The organism is Pseudomonas sp. B7(2017), assembly GCF_002112745.1.
In the GTDB taxonomy this organism is placed as follows: Bacteria; Pseudomonadota; Gammaproteobacteria; order Pseudomonadales; family Pseudomonadaceae; genus Aquipseudomonas; species Aquipseudomonas ekonensis.
In genome coordinates, this window is the sequence record NZ_NEIP01000017.1 from 75,165 (window position 1) to 90,847 (window position 15,683).

Annotated in this window: 15 protein-coding genes; 7 read left to right on the forward strand and 8 right to left on the reverse strand. The window is 65.0% G+C overall.

Annotation, left to right across the window (positions count from 1 at the left end; all coding sequences use genetic code 11):
* The first annotated feature begins 314 nt into the window (after positions 1–314).
* The 6 genes from CAG29_RS23775 to CAG29_RS23805 all read left to right on the forward strand — a co-directional run bounded on the left by CAG29_RS23775 (position 315) and on the right by CAG29_RS23805 (position 7,066).
* Positions 315–1,448, forward strand: a complete 1,134-nt coding sequence (locus CAG29_RS23775) for a branched-chain amino acid ABC transporter substrate-binding protein (protein WP_085582843.1) — start codon at positions 315–317, stop codon at positions 1,446–1,448.
* Between the two features lie 224 nt (positions 1,449–1,672).
* Positions 1,673–2,587, forward strand: coding sequence for a branched-chain amino acid ABC transporter permease LivH (locus CAG29_RS23780; RefSeq protein ID WP_085582841.1), 915 nt, complete (start codon positions 1,673–1,675; stop codon positions 2,585–2,587).
* 3 nt (positions 2,588–2,590) lie between these two features.
* On the forward strand, positions 2,591–3,892 hold the full coding sequence (gene livM, locus CAG29_RS23785; protein ID WP_085582839.1) for a high-affinity branched-chain amino acid ABC transporter permease LivM: 1,302 nt from the start codon (positions 2,591–2,593) through the stop codon (positions 3,890–3,892).
* Positions 3,889–4,761, forward strand: coding sequence for an ATP-binding cassette domain-containing protein (locus CAG29_RS23790; protein ID WP_085582836.1), 873 nt, complete (start codon positions 3,889–3,891; stop codon positions 4,759–4,761). Before livM ends, CAG29_RS23790 begins: the two co-directional genes overlap by 4 nt.
* Positions 4,758–5,474: an ABC transporter ATP-binding protein gene (locus CAG29_RS23795; protein ID WP_085582834.1), complete on the forward strand. Its 717-nt coding sequence runs from the start codon at positions 4,758–4,760 to the stop codon at positions 5,472–5,474. Before CAG29_RS23790 ends, CAG29_RS23795 begins: the two co-directional genes overlap by 4 nt.
* A gap of 827 nt (positions 5,475–6,301) precedes the next feature.
* The gene (locus CAG29_RS23805) at positions 6,302–7,066 is read left to right on the forward strand and encodes an SDR family oxidoreductase (RefSeq protein ID WP_085582832.1); all 765 of its coding nucleotides are present in this window, start codon (positions 6,302–6,304) and stop codon (positions 7,064–7,066) included.
* Between the two features lie 105 nt (positions 7,067–7,171).
* Here CAG29_RS23805 and CAG29_RS23810 read toward each other — a convergent pair whose 3' ends face one another.
* The 7 genes from CAG29_RS23810 to CAG29_RS23840 all read right to left on the reverse strand — a co-directional run bounded on the left by CAG29_RS23810 (position 7,172) and on the right by CAG29_RS23840 (position 12,521).
* Positions 7,172–8,305 (reverse strand): AGE family epimerase/isomerase, encoded by a 1,134-nt coding sequence (locus CAG29_RS23810; RefSeq protein ID WP_085695229.1) that lies wholly within the window; start codon positions 8,303–8,305, stop codon positions 7,172–7,174.
* Between the two features lie 182 nt (positions 8,306–8,487).
* Positions 8,488–9,060 (reverse strand): HupE/UreJ family protein, encoded by a 573-nt coding sequence (locus CAG29_RS23815; protein WP_085695230.1) that lies wholly within the window; start codon positions 9,058–9,060, stop codon positions 8,488–8,490.
* Positions 9,061–9,087: 27 nt separating this feature from the next.
* Complete coding sequence (ureG, locus tag CAG29_RS23820; RefSeq protein WP_085582826.1) at positions 9,088–9,702, reverse strand: urease accessory protein UreG; 615 nt, start codon at positions 9,700–9,702, stop codon at positions 9,088–9,090.
* A 23-nt stretch (positions 9,703–9,725) separates the two neighbouring features.
* Entirely contained in the window at positions 9,726–10,400 is a 675-nt protein-coding gene (locus tag CAG29_RS23825; protein ID WP_085630926.1) for an urease accessory protein UreF, read from the reverse strand.
* Entirely contained in the window at positions 10,397–10,897 is a 501-nt protein-coding gene (gene ureE, locus CAG29_RS23830; RefSeq protein WP_085582821.1) for an urease accessory protein UreE, read from the reverse strand. Before ureE ends, CAG29_RS23825 begins: the two co-directional genes overlap by 4 nt.
* Positions 10,898–11,169: 272 nt before the next feature.
* Positions 11,170–11,802 (reverse strand): TetR family transcriptional regulator, encoded by a 633-nt coding sequence (locus tag CAG29_RS23835; RefSeq protein ID WP_085582970.1) that lies wholly within the window; start codon positions 11,800–11,802, stop codon positions 11,170–11,172.
* A 170-nt stretch (positions 11,803–11,972) separates the two neighbouring features.
* Complete coding sequence (locus CAG29_RS23840) at positions 11,973–12,521, reverse strand: hypothetical protein (RefSeq protein WP_085582819.1); 549 nt, start codon at positions 12,519–12,521, stop codon at positions 11,973–11,975.
* Positions 12,522–12,876: 355 nt separating this feature from the next.
* Here CAG29_RS23840 and CAG29_RS23845 point away from each other — a divergent pair, with 355 nt between their 5' ends.
* Positions 12,877–14,955: an AsmA family protein gene (locus tag CAG29_RS23845; protein ID WP_085695231.1), complete on the forward strand. Its 2,079-nt coding sequence runs from the start codon at positions 12,877–12,879 to the stop codon at positions 14,953–14,955.
* Positions 14,956–15,106: 151 nt separating this feature from the next.
* On the opposite strand, the gene CAG29_RS23850 is transcribed toward CAG29_RS23845, so the two are convergent.
* Complete coding sequence (locus CAG29_RS23850; RefSeq protein ID WP_085582815.1) at positions 15,107–15,637, reverse strand: bacterioferritin; 531 nt, start codon at positions 15,635–15,637, stop codon at positions 15,107–15,109.
* Positions 15,638–15,683: the final 46 nt, after the last annotated feature.

The following is a 15,683-nucleotide window of genomic DNA, read 5'->3' on the forward strand; positions in this document are numbered from 1 at the left end:
ATGGTGCGGGCCGTAGCAGTCCCGCACCAGCAGTGTGCAGTTCGGTGACGCGGGCTGTTACAGGTGGGTTGCACGTCGTTTGGCGCCGCGGTTGCAATGATGGCGCGCGAAGGTTGCGCCTCAAAAAAACCTTGGTTTCACCTTCCGCGGTTTAGACGGTTGCACGCCCAATGAAAATGGGAACGAAACAGTCGAAATAACAAGAAAGCAGCGACTTTTTGAAGAATAAAAAACCGATGGCACGGCCCTTGCTCTGAGCATTTCGTGAAGTGAAGTCGCAGTGCCAACTAAAAAAAACCTTGGAGCACCACCTCATGTCCCAGACGTTTTACAAGAAAGGCTTCCTGGCCCTCGCAGTGGCTGCTGCGCTGGGTGTCTCTGCGTTTGCACAAGCTGATGTGAAGATCGGTGTGGCGGGCCCGATGACCGGTGCCAACGCGGCATTCGGCGAGCAGTACATGAAGGGGGCACAGGCGGCGGCGGACGCGATCAACGCGGCGGGCGGCGTCAACGGGGAGAAGATCGTGCTGGTCAAGGGCGATGACGCGTGCGAGCCGAAGCAGGCCGTGACGGTCGCCAAGGACCTCACCAACCAGAAGGTCGCCGGCGTGGTCGGTCACTTCTGCTCCTCCTCCACCATCCCCGCTTCGGAGATCTACGACGAAGCCGGCATCATCGCGATCACTCCAGGCTCCACCAACCCGCAGGTCACCGAGCGCGGCCTGAGCGCCATGTTCCGCATGTGCGGCCGTGACGACCAGCAAGGCATCGTGGCCGGCGACTACATCGTCGACGTGCTCAAGGGCAAGAAGGTCGTCGTGCTGCACGACAAGGACACCTACGGCCAAGGCCTCGCCGACGCCACCAAGGCCCAGCTGGAGAAGCGCGGCGTGAAGCCGGTGCTGTACGAAGGCCTGACCCGCGGCGAAAAAGACTTCAGCGCCGTAGTCACCAAGATCCGCGCGGCCGGTGCCGACGTGGTCTACTTCGGCGGCCTGCATCCGGAAGCCGGCCCTCTGGTCAAGCAACTGCGCACCGAAGGCCTGAAGGACGTGAAGTTCATGTCCGACGACGGCATCGTGACCGACGAACTGGTGACCACCGCCGGCGGCCCGCAGTACGTCGACGGCGTGCTGATGACCTTCGGCGCCGACCCGCGCCTGCTGCCGGACAGCAAGACCGTCGTGGACGCCTTCCGCAAGGCCGGCACCGAGCCTGAGGGCTACACCCTGTACGCCTACGCCTCGGTCCAGACCCTGGCCGCCGCGTTCAACGGCGCCAAGTCCAACAGCGGCGAGAAGGCCGCCGAGTGGCTGAAGGCCAACCCGGTGAAGACCGTCATGGGCGAGAAGGCCTGGGACAAGAAGGGCGACCTGAAGGTGTCCGACTACGTGGTCTACCAGTGGGACGCGACCGGCAAATACCACCAGCTGGAAAAACAGAAATAAGCGCGGACGCGATCGGTTGACTCCACAGATCCTTGTGGGAGCGGGCTTGCCCGCGATGGCGGACGGATGGGTGTCCTGCCGCTGTCGCTGGCAAGCCAGCTCCCACAGGGGATGCGGGTGACCGGACCGGTCGCGCCTGACCCTGCTCCGACGTAAATCTGTATTTTTCCTAGAAGAGCCGCGCGCCCTCGGGCGTGCAGGTTCTCACTGCGTGAGATTGCGTTATGGATGGTATTTTCCTGCAGCAACTGGTCAACGGCCTGACCCTCGGGTCGGTCTACGGCCTGATCGCCATCGGCTACACAATGGTCTACGGCATCATCGGCATGATCAACTTCGCCCACGGCGAGGTTTACATGATCTCCGCTTACCTCGCGGCGATCAGTCTGGCACTGCTGGCTTACTTCGGTATCGAATCCTTCCCGCTGCTGATGCTCGGCACCCTGGTCTTCACCATCGTGGTCACCGGGGTGTACGGCTGGGTCATCGAACGCATCGCCTACAAGCCCCTGCGCAACTCCACACGGCTGGCGCCCCTGATCAGCGCCATCGGCATTTCCCTGATCCTGCAGAACTACGCCCAGATCAGCCAGGGCGCCCGCCAGCAAGGCGTGCCCACGCTGCTCACCGGCGCTTGGCGGATCGACGTCGGCACCGGCTTCGTCCAGCTCACCTACACCAAGGTCTTCATCCTGGTGGCGGCGTTCATCGGCATGGGCCTGCTGACCTACGTGATCAAGTACACCAAGCTCGGCCGCATGTGCCGCGCCACCCAGCAAGACCGCAAGATGGCCTCGATCCTGGGGATCAACACCGACCGGGTGATTTCCTACGTGTTCATCATCGGTGCGGCGATGGCGGCCCTGGCCGGCGTGCTGATCACCATGAACTACGGCACCTTCGACTTCTACGCAGGCTTCGTCATCGGCATCAAGGCGTTCACCGCCGCCGTGCTCGGCGGGATCGGTTCGCTGCCTGGCGCGATGCTCGGCGGGATCATCCTGGGCATTTCCGAGTCGCTGTTCTCGGGCCTGGTCAACTCCGACTACAAGGACGTGTTCAGCTTCTCGCTGCTCGTGCTTGTCCTGGTCTTCCGGCCTCAGGGCCTGCTGGGCCGTCCTCTTGTGTCGAAGGTGTAAGCGATGTCTTCAACCACTGCCAAATCCATTGATGTGAAAAAGAGTGTGGTCGAGGCCATCCTGGCCGGCCTGATCGCCCTGATCGTGTTCGGCCCGATCGTCGGCGTCGTGCTCGACGGCTACAGCTTCAACCTGGAACCCACCCGCGTGGCGTGGATCATCGCCATCGTCATGGCCGGGCGCTTCGCCCTGAGCCTGTTCCTGCAGACGCCCAGGGGCCTGCGCATCCTCGACGGCTTCGAGAGCACCGGCTCCGGCGTGCACGTGCTGCCGCCGGACTACAAGTCGCGGCTGCGCTGGATCATCCCGCTGATGATCGTCGTCGCCGTGGCGCTGCCGTTCTTCTCCAACTCCTACCTGCTGGGCGTGGTCATCCTCGGCCTGATCTACGTGCTGCTGGGGCTGGGGCTGAACATCGTGGTGGGCCTGGCCGGCTTGCTCGACCTGGGTTACGTGGCGTTCTACGCCATCGGCGCCTACGGCCTGGCGCTCGGCTACCAGTACCTGGGGCTGGGCTTCTGGACCGTGCTGCCGCTGGCGGCGATCACCGCCGGCCTCGCCGGGTGCATCCTCGGTTTCCCGGTGCTGCGCCTGCACGGCGACTACCTGGCGATCGTGACGCTGGGCTTCGGTGAGATCATCCGCCTGATCCTCAACAACTGGCTGTCCCTGACCGGCGGCCCGAACGGCATGCCGGCGCCGCTGCCGACCTTCTTCGGCCTGGAGTTCGGCAAGCGGGCGAAGGACGGCGGGGTGCCGTTCCACGAGTTCTTCGGCATCGCCTACAACCCGGACATCAAGTACTACTTCATCTACGCCGTGCTGTTCCTGGTGGTGCTGGCCGTGCTGTACATCAAGCACCGGCTGGTCAAGATGCCGGTGGGCCGCGCCTGGGAAGCCCTGCGCGAGGACGAGATCGCCTGCCGCTCGATGGGCCTGAACCACGTGCTGGTCAAGCTCTCGGCGTTCACCATCGGCGCCTCCACCGCCGGCCTGGCCGGGGTGTTCTTCGCCACGTACCAGGGCTTCGTCAACCCGACCTCGTTCACTTTCTTCGAGTCGGCGCTGATCCTCGCCATCGTGGTGCTCGGCGGCATGGGTTCGACCATCGGCGTGGTGATCGCCGCGTTCGTGCTCACCGTCGCCCCGGAACTGCTGCGCAGCTTCGCCGAATACCGTGTGCTGCTGTTCGGCATCCTGATGGTGTTGATGATGATCTGGCGACCTCGGGGGCTGATCCGCATCAGCCGCACCGGCGTCACCCCACGCAAAGGTGCCATTCACTATGAGAGGGCTGCGCCATGAGTGAAGTCGTGCTCTCTGTCGAGAAACTGATGATGCATTTCGGCGGCATCAAGGCGTTGAACGACGTCAGCCTGAAGGTCAAGCGCAATTCGATCTTCGCCCTGATCGGCCCCAACGGCGCCGGCAAGACCACCGTGTTCAACTGCCTGACCGGGTTCTACAAGGCCTCCGGCGGCAAGATCGAACTCAACGTGCGCGGGCGGCAGACCAACGTCATCCAATTGCTGGGCGAGTCGTTCAAGCCGACCGACTTCGTCTCGCCGAAGACCTTCGCCAGCCGCCTGTACTACAAGATGTTCGGCGGCACCCACCTGGTGAACCGCGCAGGCCTGGCCCGCACCTTCCAGAACATCCGCCTGTTCAAGGAGATGTCGGTGCTGGAGAACCTGCTGGTGGCCCAGCACATGTGGGTCAACCGCAACATGCTGTCCGGCATCCTCAACACCAAGGGCTACCGCAAGGCCGAGAGCGACGCGCTGGACTGCGCGTTCTACTGGCTCGAAGTGGTGGACCTGGTGGACTGCGCCAACCGCCTGGCCGGTGAACTGTCCTATGGCCAGCAGCGCCGCCTGGAGATCGCCCGGGCCATGTGCACGCGGCCGCAGATCATCTGCCTCGACGAACCGGCCGCCGGCCTCAACCCTCAGGAAACCGAAGCGCTGAGCGCGATGATCCGGCTGCTGCGCGACGAGCACGATCTGACCGTGGTGCTGATCGAACACGACATGGGCATGGTGATGAGCATTTCCGACCACATTGTGGTGCTGGACCACGGCGTGGTGATCGCCGAGGGCGGCCCTGAAGACATCCGTCACGATCCGAAAGTGATTGCCGCCTACCTGGGCGCCGACGAAGAGGAAGTGGTATGAGCCGACCGATCCTCGAACTCAAGGACCTGAACGTGTACTACGGGCCGATCCAGGCCCTCAAGGGCGTTTCGCTGCACATCAACGAAGGGGAGACGGTCAGCCTGATCGGCTCCAACGGCGCCGGCAAGTCCACCCTGCTGATGTCGATCTTCGGCCAGCCCCGGGCGGAGTCCGGGCAGATCCTCTACCAGGGCGTGGACATCACCCACAAGTCGTCCCACTACATCGCCTCCAACGGCATCGCGCAGTCGCCGGAAGGGCGGCGGGTGTTCCCCGACATGACCGTCGAGGAAAACCTGCTGATGGGCACCATCCCGATCGGCGACAAGCATGCCAAGGAAGACATGCAGCGCATGTTCGAGCTGTTCCCGCGGCTCGAGGAGCGGCGCAGCCAGCGGGCCATGACCATGTCCGGCGGCGAGCAGCAGATGCTCGCCATCGCCCGCGCGCTGATGAGCCGGCCCAAGCTGTTGCTGCTCGACGAGCCGAGCCTGGGCCTGGCGCCGATCGTGGTGAAGCAGATCTTCGCCACCCTGCGCGAACTGGCGAAGACCGGCATGACCATCTTCCTGGTCGAGCAGAACGCCAACCACGCGTTGAAGCTGTCCGACCGGGCGTACGTGATGGTCAACGGCGAGATCCGCCTCAGCGGCACCGGCCAGGAACTGCTGGTGAACGAGGAGGTGCGCAACGCCTACCTGGGCGGGCACTGAGTTTTCCACAGCAAGACAGAGCCCCGGGTCGCAAGCCCCGGGGCTTTTTCATGCCCGGACGGTGCCTTGAACCCTGTGGGAGCGAGCCTGCTCGCGATGGCGGCGGCACATTCGACCTCGCAGGTCGCTGACGCGAGCAGGTTCGCTCCCGCAGTTGACTTTCGATGACGCCTCAATTGTGGAAAACCAAAATCCCAACCTCCCGAAGCGCGACATAAAGACGCTGCAAACGGCTGTTTTTGCACAGTTTTGACTTGTCCCCACCGGCTGTGGAACCGGCTGTGCATAACGTGGGAGTAGCTGGCTGAAAGCCTTTTAAACCGTGGCTTGCAGCTCGATGGGTGTTTTTTGATCAGCGATTTTTTGCTGGGGCGATGACCCGTTTGTCAACCTTTTTGTCAGCCCGGCAAAGGGCCCGTCGGGGTGTGCGCAAGCCTGTGGATAACTCTGTGGGCAATCTCTGGAAAGACGCCGCAGAGGGCCGTGGTTACTGGCCTCGCGCAATCATGGTAGTGACCGGGCGGTCGTGCAGGATGCCCGATGCGGCACAAGTGCTTGTCCAGGGTCAAGGGAAAAACTTTGCATTTGGCCCGCAAAGCCTTGTGCGGCGTGGCTTTGCGCCGGATCAGTTGCCCCCGGAAACTGTGGAAGGGATTGTGGATAACGTGCGGGCATCCGGCTACAGGCCACGACGGCTGGGGTGTTCAGGCGATTGAGCGTTTTTTGTACAGGGAGTGGAGGTTGCCCACAGGGTAAAGGCCGGGCATGCTGCCCGCTGATTGTCCATTCCAAGGGCCGCCCACGGCGGCCGAAGCAAGGAGAACACGATGTCCAACACCCTGTTTATCACCGGCGCGACCTCCGGTTTCGGCGAAGCCTGCGCCCGACGTTTTGCCGAGGCCGGCTGGAAACTGGTGCTGACCGGCCGTCGTGAAGAACGCCTCAAGGCCCTGTGCGCAGAGTTGTCGAAACAGACCGAAGTGCACGGCCTGGTGCTGGACGTGCGCGACCGCAAGGCCATGGAAGAGGCGATCGCCAACCTGCCGCCGTCCTTCGCCACTCTGCGTGGCCTGATCAACAACGCCGGGCTGGCGCTGGGCGTGGATCCGGCACCCAAGTGCGACCTCGACGACTGGGACACCATGGTCGACACCAACGTCAAAGGCCTGATGTACAGCACCCGGCTGCTGCTGCCGCGCCTGATCGCCCACGGCCGCGGCGCGGGCATCGTCAACCTCGGCTCCATCGCCGGCAACTACCCGTACCCGGGCAGCCATGTGTACGGCGCGACCAAGGCGTTCGTGAAGCAGTTTTCCCTGAACCTGCGCTGCGACCTGCAAGGCACCGGCGTGCGCGTGAGCAACATCGAGCCGGGCCTGTGCGAAAGCGAGTTCTCGCTGGTGCGCTTCGCCGGTGACCAGGCGCGCTACGACGCCACCTACGCCGGCGCCGAGCCGATCCAGCCGCAGGACATCGCCGAGACCATCTTCTGGGTGCTCAACGCGCCGGCGCACATCAACATCAACCGTCTGGAGCTGATGCCGGTGAGCCAGAGCTGGGCCGGGTTCGCCATCGAGCGCAACAAGGCTTAAGACCGCGTCATCGTTCTTCGCGAGCAGGCTCGCTCCCACATGAGGTCTTCGGTGTCGCGAAGATCCGGTGTGGGAACGAGCCTGCTTGCGATAGAGGACTGAACGTCAGCGCAGATAGTCGGCCAGCCCGCGGTAGCAGGTCGCCAGGTGATACGGCGTGGTGGACGGCATGTCCTTGCGGCTGACGTCGCCGTTGGCGTCGCGGCACTCGTGCCAGCCGCCCTCATGCAGGAAGCGTTGCTGCAATGCCTGCAACTGGCGCAGCACCGCCGCTTCGCCGTCCGCCCGCAAGGTCAGCGCCCGCAGGTATTCGGCCTGGGCCCAGATGCGCTGGGTCGAGTCCTTCGCGGGACGTTCCGGCAGCGGATCCAGCATCGCCAGCACAGCGCCGGTGGCGGGTTCCACGCCGTGCCGTTCGGTGAACGCGAACGACTGTTCCAGCGCACCATGTAGCTTCGAGCCACGCAGCAGCGGCGAAGAGGCGAGCAGGAAATACCACTCGAACTGATGCCCCGGCTCATACCAGTTATCCACAGCGCCCAGCGGCTTCTCCAGCAGCACACTCTGCTGCGGGTCGATGAAGCGCGCGTGCATGGCTGTGCACAACTCGGTCAGCGCCTGCCGCACGGCGGCGTCTTCACGCACGGCCAAGGTGGCGAGGAACGCTTCGGCCAGGTGCATCAGCGGGTTCTGCAGCGGGCCGGTCTCCAGGGTGATCCAGTCCGGTTCGAGGCAGGCTTCGTAGAGGCCGTCACCGGTGGCGAAGCGCCGGGCGATGATTTCCAGGGCGGCGTCGAGGGTCGATTCCACCAGCGGTTCGCGCACCTTGTCCCAGTAATGGGCGCAGGCGAACAGGATGAACGCGTGGGTGTAGAGGTCCTTGCGCCGATCCAGCGGTTTGCCCTGCGGGTCGATGCTGTAGAACCAGCCGCCGTGCTCGGCGTCGTGGAAGTGCCGCTGCAGCGAGCGGAACAGCGCCGCTGCATGGGCTTCGGCGCCCTCGACCTGGCCGATCAGGCCGGCGAACAGGTACAGCTGCCGTGCGCAGGCCATCGCCCGGTAGCGCTGCGGCGGCATTGGGTTGTGCGCGGCGTCCAGCGCCTCGAAGGGCAGCGCCAGGTCGGCGTTCCAGCCAGGGCCTTGCCAGAGCGGCACGATCACGTCGAGAAAGTGCTGTTGCACCTGACCGAACAGGGCGGTCAATTCAGGCAGGGAGGCGGAACGGGAAGCTTGCGGCATGGGCGGACGTCGTCACGGCTGGGGCGATTGCGCGACATGGTAGCAGAGAGCTCGGCCTGAGTTGCGCGGTGTCTGTCAGGCCGCCTTCGCCAGCAGGGCTGGCTCCCGCATGGGTTCAGCGCAAGCCCGAAACCTGTGGGAGCCAGCCCTGCTGGCGATGAGGCCCGATCCGGCCGCTAGGATCAACCCGCCAACAGCCACGCCCCGGTCGCCGCCGACGCCGCACCCGCCAGCCGCACCAGTGGCGCCGCGGCCTGAGGCAGCGCGCGCACCACGCCATAGCCCGCCGCATGCAGCGCCGCCGTCGCCACGACGAAGCCGGCGGCATACGCCCATGGGCTCGACATGTCCGGCAGTTCCAGCCCATGGGCCACGCCATGGAACAGGGCGAACAGCGCCGTCGCCGCCACCGCCATCACCAGCGGCGGACGCACCGCCAGCGCCACGGCCAGGCCGAGCGCCAGCACCGAGGCGGCGATGCCGCTTTCCAGCGCCGGCAGTTCCAGGCCTTCGAAGCCGAGCAGGCCGCCGATCAGCATGGTGCCGACGAAGGTGCACGGCAGTGCCCAGCGGGCCGCGCCCCGTTGCTGGGCGGCCCACAGGCCGACGGCCAGCATCGCCAGCAAATGGTCGAGGCCCCCGGTGGGGTGACTGATGCCGGCCACCAGACCGCTGTCGCCGTGGCCCGGATGGGCGAAGGCCAGGGCCGGGGCGAGCAGCAGGGCTGCGGCAGCGAAAATGCGTTTGAGCGTCATGGATAAGCTTCCTTGTCGTTGAATGAATCAGGCCGCCGTCAGCAGCCCTTGGCGTTCGATGAAGGCGATGATCTCCTCAAGGCCCTGGCCGGTCTTCTGGTTGCTGAACACGAACGGCTTGCCGTTGCGCATCCGCTGGGTGTCGCTGTTCATCATCTCCAGCGAAGCGCCGACCAGCGGCGCCAGGTCGATCTTGTTGATCACCAGCAGGTCGGACTTGCAGATCCCGGGGCCGCCCTTGCGCGGCAGCTTGTCGCCGGCCGAGACGTCGATCACGTAAATAGTCAGGTCCGACAGCTCGGGGCTGAACGTGGCGGACAGGTTGTCGCCGCCGGATTCCACCAAGATCAGGTCCAGCCCCGGAAAGCGCCGGTTCAGCTGATCCACCGCTTCGAGGTTGATCGAGGCGTCCTCACGGATCGCCGTGTGCGGGCAGCCGCCGGTCTCCACGCCGATGATGCGTTCCGGTGCCAGCGCCTGGTTGCGCACCAGGAAATCGGCGTCTTCGCGGGTGTAGATGTCGTTGGTGACCACGGCCAGGTTGTAGCGCTCGCGCAGGGCCAGGCACAGGGCCAGGGTCAGGGCGGTCTTGCCGGAGCCGACCGGGCCGCCGATGCCGACGCGCAAAGGTTGTGTGTTCATGCGGTTCTCCAAATTGAAAGGCCCTAGGAACGGAACAGACGGCTGTACTGGCGCTCATGGGCCATGCACGCCAGGGACAGGCCGAACGCGGCGCTGCCGAGGCGTTCGGGGTCGATGCGGGTGGCGTCCTGCTGGGCCTGTTGCAGCAGCGGCAGCAGTTCGCTGGTCAGGCGCTGGGCGGCTTGCTGGCCCAGCGGCAGGGTTTTCATCAATACCGCCAGCTGGTTTTCCAGCCAGGCCCACAGCCACGCGGCGAGTGCGTCCTGGGGGCTGATCCGCCAGGCGCGGGCGGCCAAGGCCCAGCCCAGGGCCAGGTGCGGTTCAGCGCAGCGCTCGAGCACGATCCGGGCCGGGGCATCCAGCTCCGGCAGGCCGCTGAGCAATTGCTGCAGCGAATAGCCCATCTGCCGGCTCTCCAGGTGCAGCTCGCGAGTCTCGCGGCTGGCGCGGTGGGCGTCGCCAAGGTGCAGCAGGTCGTCCCAGCGTTCGTCGGCGGCGGCCTGGCAGTGGGCGAGCAGCAGCGGCGCCTCGAACCGGGCGAGGTTCAGCAGCAGTTGGTCGCCGATCCAGCGCCGGGCGCTGTCGGGGCTGCCGACACGGCCGTTGTCCACCGCCATTTCCAGCCCCTGGGAATAGCTGTAGCCGCCGATCGGCAACTGCGGGCTGGCCAGGCGCAGCAGCGCCCAGGCCGGGTTCACAGGCGCACGCCGAACTGGTGGAGTTTCGGCGCGTAGTTGAAGTCCGCGTCACCGTGGTGCGAATGGTGATGGCCGCCGCCGTAGGCGCCGTGCTCCGGCTGGAACGGCGCTTCGATGGCCTGGACCTGTGCGCCGAGCTGTTCGAGCATGGCCTTGAGCACGTAGTCGTCGAGCAGGCGCAGCCAGCCGTCGCCCACTTGCAGGGCGACATGACGGTTGCCCAGGTGATAGGCCGCGCGGGTCAGTTCGAAGGCGCTGGCGCAGGTGACGTGCAGCAGTTGTTCGGGGCGGGCGCAGACCCGCACGATCCTGCCGTCCTGGGCCTCCAGGCATTCGCCGTCGTGCAGCGGCGGCTGGCCGCGCTCCAGGAACAGCCCGACGTCCTCGCCGTCGGCACTGAAACAGCGCAGGCGGCTCTTGCTGCGGGCCTCGAAGGTCAGGTGCAGCTCGGCGGCCCAGGCGGGCTGAGGGGCGATTCGGCGATGGATCACCAGCATTGGAGCGCTTCCGGCAGTGGACAATGCTCAGGCTAGAGCAAGGGGCTTGCCAATCGGCCGAGGCGTAGGAAAACCCTGTCGGAGCGTAGTGGATGTTTCAAGATGTTGCAGAAATGTGAGGCGTTTTGGTGCGTGAAGTTTTTTACATGCACCAAATGAAGGCCGTGATGCCGCGTTTTTGGAGGCAACTGTATTGATCCGGGCTACGGCGTCATGGCGGGCGCCATTGCCAGCAGGTTGGCTCCCAGAGCAGAAGGGCGGAGCGGCGGGGATTATTCGGTGCTGCCCAGGCCTTGCCAGTGCTTGAGGCCGATGAAGATGAAGCGCAGCTGCTGGGTGATCTTCGCCTGCGGCGTCAGGTGTTCCGGCAAGGCGTCGGCCGGCGGGTCGATGATGTCCGGGAGGGTGGCGAACACCGATTTGACGATCAGGTCGGCCATCACGCTCAGCGCCGCGGCGTTGAGGTGCTGGAGCTTGGGCATCAGCGAAAGGTCCGCCGCCAGGTCCGAGCTGATGCCTTCGCGCAGGCGGCCGATGGCCTGACGCACCGGCAGCGATCCGCCGTACTGCTCGCGGGCCAGGAACAGGAACTGCGAACGGTTGGCGCTGACCACGTCGAGGAAGATGCGCACCGACGCATCGATGATGCCGCCCATGACGAATTCGTTGTGGCGCACCAGGCGGATGGTCTCACGGAAGGTCTGGCCGACTTCGCGCACCAGTTCCAGGCCCAGTTCGTCCATGTCGGCGAAATGCCGGTAGAAACCGGTGGGCACGATCCCGGCGGTTTTCGTGACTTCGCGCAGGCTCAGGCTGCCGAATCCTCGGCCGCTTTCCATCAGGTGGCGGGCAGCGTCCATCAGGGCGTTGCGGGTCTGTTGTTTCTGTTCGGCGCGGGGCAGCATCAAAGGTGGGTTCTGGGCAGGACAAGCGCCGCACTCTAGCAAATCGGCTTTGCCGGCGTCGAACGATGGCGGGGATGTTGCGCAGGAAGGGGCAGGGACTTGGGTGCCTGGGGCCGAAAAGTCAAAAGCCCGATCGGTTGATCGGGCTTTTTTTCCGGGCCGTCATGGGCTCAGCTCAGCGCGGCGTTGCGTTCGATCACACGGTCACCACCGCCTTCGGCGAGGGTCTGGCCTTGTGGGGTGCGGTCGGAACCGTCAGCCGCCAGGGTCTGGCCTTGTGGAGTGCGGTCGGAGCCGTCAGCTGCGAGGGTCTGGCCTTGTGGGGTGCGGTCGGAACCGTCAGCTGCCAGGGTCTGGCCTTGTGGAGTGCGGTCGGAACCGTCGGCTGCCAGGGTTTGACCTTGTGGGGTACGGTCGGAGCCGTCCTGAACCAGGCCTTTCTCTTCCAGACGGTCGCGGCCGCCTTCTGCGACGAACTGGCCTTGAGGGGTCTTGTCGTAGCCGTCTTGCACCAGGCCTTTCTCTTCCAGGCGGTTACGGCCGTTTTCTGCCAGGGTCTGGCCTTGCGGGGTGCGGTCGGAGCCGTCGGCGGCCACGGTCTGGCTGAACACCGAATGGCTGGCCTTGGCTTGCGGAGTGGCTTGGTCGGCGGCCGGCAGGGCGAAAGCGGTGCTGGCCAGCATGGACAGGGTAAGGCTGAAGAGTAATTGGCGTTTCATGATGGGTTGCTCCTTGGGAGGGCGATAAAGTGGGTACGAGGGCAATGCTACTCTCGATAAGTCGATATAAAAGTTCATAAACACAATGGTAATAATCAACAGAATTGATTGTTCGGACGGGAGGCTCTAGCCCGGGCCTTTCAGCCGATCGGTTTTGCACCGCGGTGGGTATTTTCCACCCACTCTTGCCTCGCAAAAGTGCGGGGGCGGTAACGCTTCCTCGACCGATCGGTCAGGATCGGCGCGTTTTTTCCGCCGCCGACAGCCTTTCGATTAAACCTGCGTCCGGTTTGCCAGTCGTAGATTCCATGTAGGGCCTCTTGTGGCCCGCCGCCGTCTTCAGGAGCTTTGTGCAATGACGCGCACCCAAAAGATCGTTACTTGGACCTTCGCCACCCTTGCCTTGCTGCTGGCGGTGTTGGTTCTGATCATCGTGTTTTTCGACTGGAACCGGATCAAGCCGCCGCTCAACGCCAAGGTCTCGGAGGAACTGCACCGTACGTTCGCCATCAACGGCGATCTGTCGGTGGTCTGGCGGCGCGAGCCGGACGAGGGCGGCTGGCGCGCCTGGGTGCCGTGGCCGCACGTGGTGGCCGAGGATCTGAGCCTGGGCAACCCGGACTGGTCGAAGCAGCCGCAGATGGTCACCCTCAAGCGCGTCGAGCTGCGCCTATCGCCGTTGGCGTTGCTGGCGCAGCGGGTGGTGATCCCGCGCATCGACCTGACCGGGCCCGAAGCCCAATTGCAGCGGCTGGCCGACGGCCGCGCCAACTGGACATTCACGTTCGATCCGAAGGATCCGGACGCCGAACCGTCGAACTGGGTGGTGGACATCGGCGCCATCGGTTTCGACAAGGGCCACGTCACCCTCGACGACCAACACTTGAAGACCCGGCTGGATGTGCTGATCGATCCGCTGGGCAAGCCGATCCCGTTCAGCGACATCGTCGGCGAAAAAGCGGCGAAGACCGCCCAGGACAAGGGCGCCGCGCCGCAGGACTACGCGTTCGGCCTGAAAGTCACCGGCCAGTATCACGGCCAGGCGCTCGCCGGGCAAGGCAAGATCGGCGGACTGCTGGCCCTGCAGGACGCCGCCAAGCCGTTCCCGCTGCAGGCCCAGGCGAAGATCGGCGAAACCAGCGTCGAGCTGGCGGGCACCCTCACCGACCCGCTCAACCTCGGCGCCCTGGACCTGCGCCTGAAACTGGCCGGCACCAGCCTCGGCAACCTTTACCCGCTGACCGGCGTGACCTTGCCGGACACCCCGCCCTATGCCACCGACGGCCACCTCATCGCCAAGCTGCACGAGCCCGGCGGCGCGCAGTTCCGCTATGAGCAGTTCAACGGCAAGATCGGCAGCAGCGACATCCACGGCGACCTGGCCTACGTCGCCAGCCAGCCGCGTCCCAAGCTCAGCGGCGCGCTGCTGTCCAATCAACTGCTGTTCAGCGACCTGGCGCCGCTGATCGGCGCCGACTCCAACGCCAAGCAAAAGGCCCGGGGCGGCGAGAGCAAGCAGCCGGCGGACAAGGTGCTGCCGGTCGAGGAGTTCAAGACCGAGCGCTGGCGCGACATGGACGCGGATGTCGAATTCACCGGCAAGCGCATCGTCCACAGCGAGAAACTGCCGTTCAGCGACCTCTACACCCACCTCAAGCTCAACGACGGCGAACTGAGCCTGGAACCGCTGCGCTTCGGCGTGGCCGGCGGCAACCTGGACGCGCAGATCCGCCTCAACGGGCGCAGCGAGCCGCTGGAGGGCCGGGCCAAGCTGACGGCGCGCAAGTTCAAGCTCAAGCAGCTGTTCCCGACCTTCGAGCCGATGAAGACCAGCTTCGGCGAACTCAACGGCGACGCTGACCTCAGCGGCCGCGGCAACTCGGTGGCCAAGCTCTTGGGCGGCGCCAACGGCAACCTGAAGATGCTGATCAACGACGGCGCCATCAGCCGCGAACTGATGGAGCTGGCGGGACTCAACGTCGGCAACTATGTGGTCGGCAAGGTGTTCGGCGACAAGGAAGTGAAGATCAACTGCGCGGCGGCGGACTTCGACATCAAAACCGGCCTGGCCACCACGCGGCTGTTCGTGTTCGACACCGAGAACGCCATCGTCTACATCGACGGCACGGCGAACATGGCCACCGAGCAATTGGACCTGACCGTCACGCCGGAGTCGAAGGGTTGGCGCTTGATCTCGCTGCGTTCGCCGCTGTACGTGCGCGGCAAGTTCATCAAGCCGGACGCCGGGGTCAAGGCCGTGCCGTTGATGCTGCGCGGGGCGGGGATGGTGGCGCTGGGCGTGATCGCGGCGCCGGCGGCGGGCCTGCTGGCGCTGGTGGCGCCCAGCGGCGGGGAGCCGAACCAGTGCGCGCCGTTGCTGGAGCAGATGAAGGCGGGCAAGGCGCCTGTCACCGTCAAGCCCACCAAGCCGTAGGGCCTGCAGCTCAAAACTGTAGGAGCCAGCCTGCTGGCGATGACGTCAGCAAGCGCGGCGCATAGCCAGGCAAAACAGTGGCTTGCGGTGCTGCGAGTGACGCCGTCGCCAGCAGGCTGGCTCCTACAGGTCTTCGGGTGCGGTGCTGGCGCTACAGGTCTTTCAGGATGTCGGCCATGTCATCGGCATGTTCTTCTTCCTGGGCCAGGATGTCTTCGAAGAGGCGTCGGGTGGTGGGGTCTTTCTCGCCCAGGTACTGGATGATTTCGCGGTAGCTGTCGATGGCGATCCGCTCGGCCACCAGATCCTCGTAGACCATTTCCTTGAGGGTCTTGCCGGCCACGTACTGGGCGTGGGACAGCTTCGACAGCAGGTCGGGGTTGAATTCCGGCTCGCCGCCCAACTGCACGATGCGTTCGGCCAAGCGGTCGGCGTGGGCGGCTTCCTGGGTGGCGTGTTCGAGGAATTCGTCGGCGGCCACATTGGCCTTCAGGCCGTTGGCCATGAAGTAATGGCGCTTGTAGCGCAACACGCAGACCAGTTCGGTGGCCAGCGATTCGTTGAGCAGGCGCAGCACTTCCTGGCGGTCGGCGCTGTAGGTTTCGGTGACGGCGCCGTTTTCCACATGTTGCCGTGCGCGTTCGCGCAGGGTTTGCACATCCGATAAATGCAGGTCGCTCATGTCGGTCTCCTGGAGGCTAATCCGTTTGTGCGCCGCGTTCTGCCGA

Bases quoted from the DNA above. Each gene is read 5' to 3' on its own strand.
- CAG29_RS23775 (WP_085582843.1), top strand. From the start codon at position 315: ATGTCCCAGACGTTTTACAAGAAAGGCTTCCTGGCCCTCGCAGTGGCT.
- CAG29_RS23780 (WP_085582841.1), top strand. From the start codon at position 1,673: ATGGATGGTATTTTCCTGCAGCAACTGGTCAACGGCCTGACCCTCGGG.
- livM (WP_085582839.1), top strand. From the start codon at position 2,591: ATGTCTTCAACCACTGCCAAATCCATTGATGTGAAAAAGAGTGTGGTC.
- CAG29_RS23790 (WP_085582836.1), top strand. From the start codon at position 3,889: ATGAGTGAAGTCGTGCTCTCTGTCGAGAAACTGATGATGCATTTCGGC.
- CAG29_RS23795 (WP_085582834.1), top strand. From the start codon at position 4,758: ATGAGCCGACCGATCCTCGAACTCAAGGACCTGAACGTGTACTACGGG.
- CAG29_RS23805 (WP_085582832.1), top strand. From the start codon at position 6,302: ATGTCCAACACCCTGTTTATCACCGGCGCGACCTCCGGTTTCGGCGAA.
- CAG29_RS23810 (WP_085695229.1), bottom strand. From the start codon at position 8,305: ATGCCGCAAGCTTCCCGTTCCGCCTCCCTGCCTGAATTGACCGCCCTG.
- CAG29_RS23815 (WP_085695230.1), bottom strand. From the start codon at position 9,060: ATGACGCTCAAACGCATTTTCGCTGCCGCAGCCCTGCTGCTCGCCCCG.
- ureG (WP_085582826.1), bottom strand. From the start codon at position 9,702: ATGAACACACAACCTTTGCGCGTCGGCATCGGCGGCCCGGTCGGCTCC.
- ureE (WP_085582821.1), bottom strand. From the start codon at position 10,897: ATGCTGGTGATCCATCGCCGAATCGCCCCTCAGCCCGCCTGGGCCGCC.
- CAG29_RS23835 (WP_085582970.1), bottom strand. From the start codon at position 11,802: ATGCTGCCCCGCGCCGAACAGAAACAACAGACCCGCAACGCCCTGATG.
- CAG29_RS23840 (WP_085582819.1), bottom strand. From the start codon at position 12,521: ATGAAACGCCAATTACTCTTCAGCCTTACCCTGTCCATGCTGGCCAGC.
- CAG29_RS23845 (WP_085695231.1), top strand. From the start codon at position 12,877: ATGACGCGCACCCAAAAGATCGTTACTTGGACCTTCGCCACCCTTGCC.
- CAG29_RS23850 (WP_085582815.1), bottom strand. From the start codon at position 15,637: ATGAGCGACCTGCATTTATCGGATGTGCAAACCCTGCGCGAACGCGCA.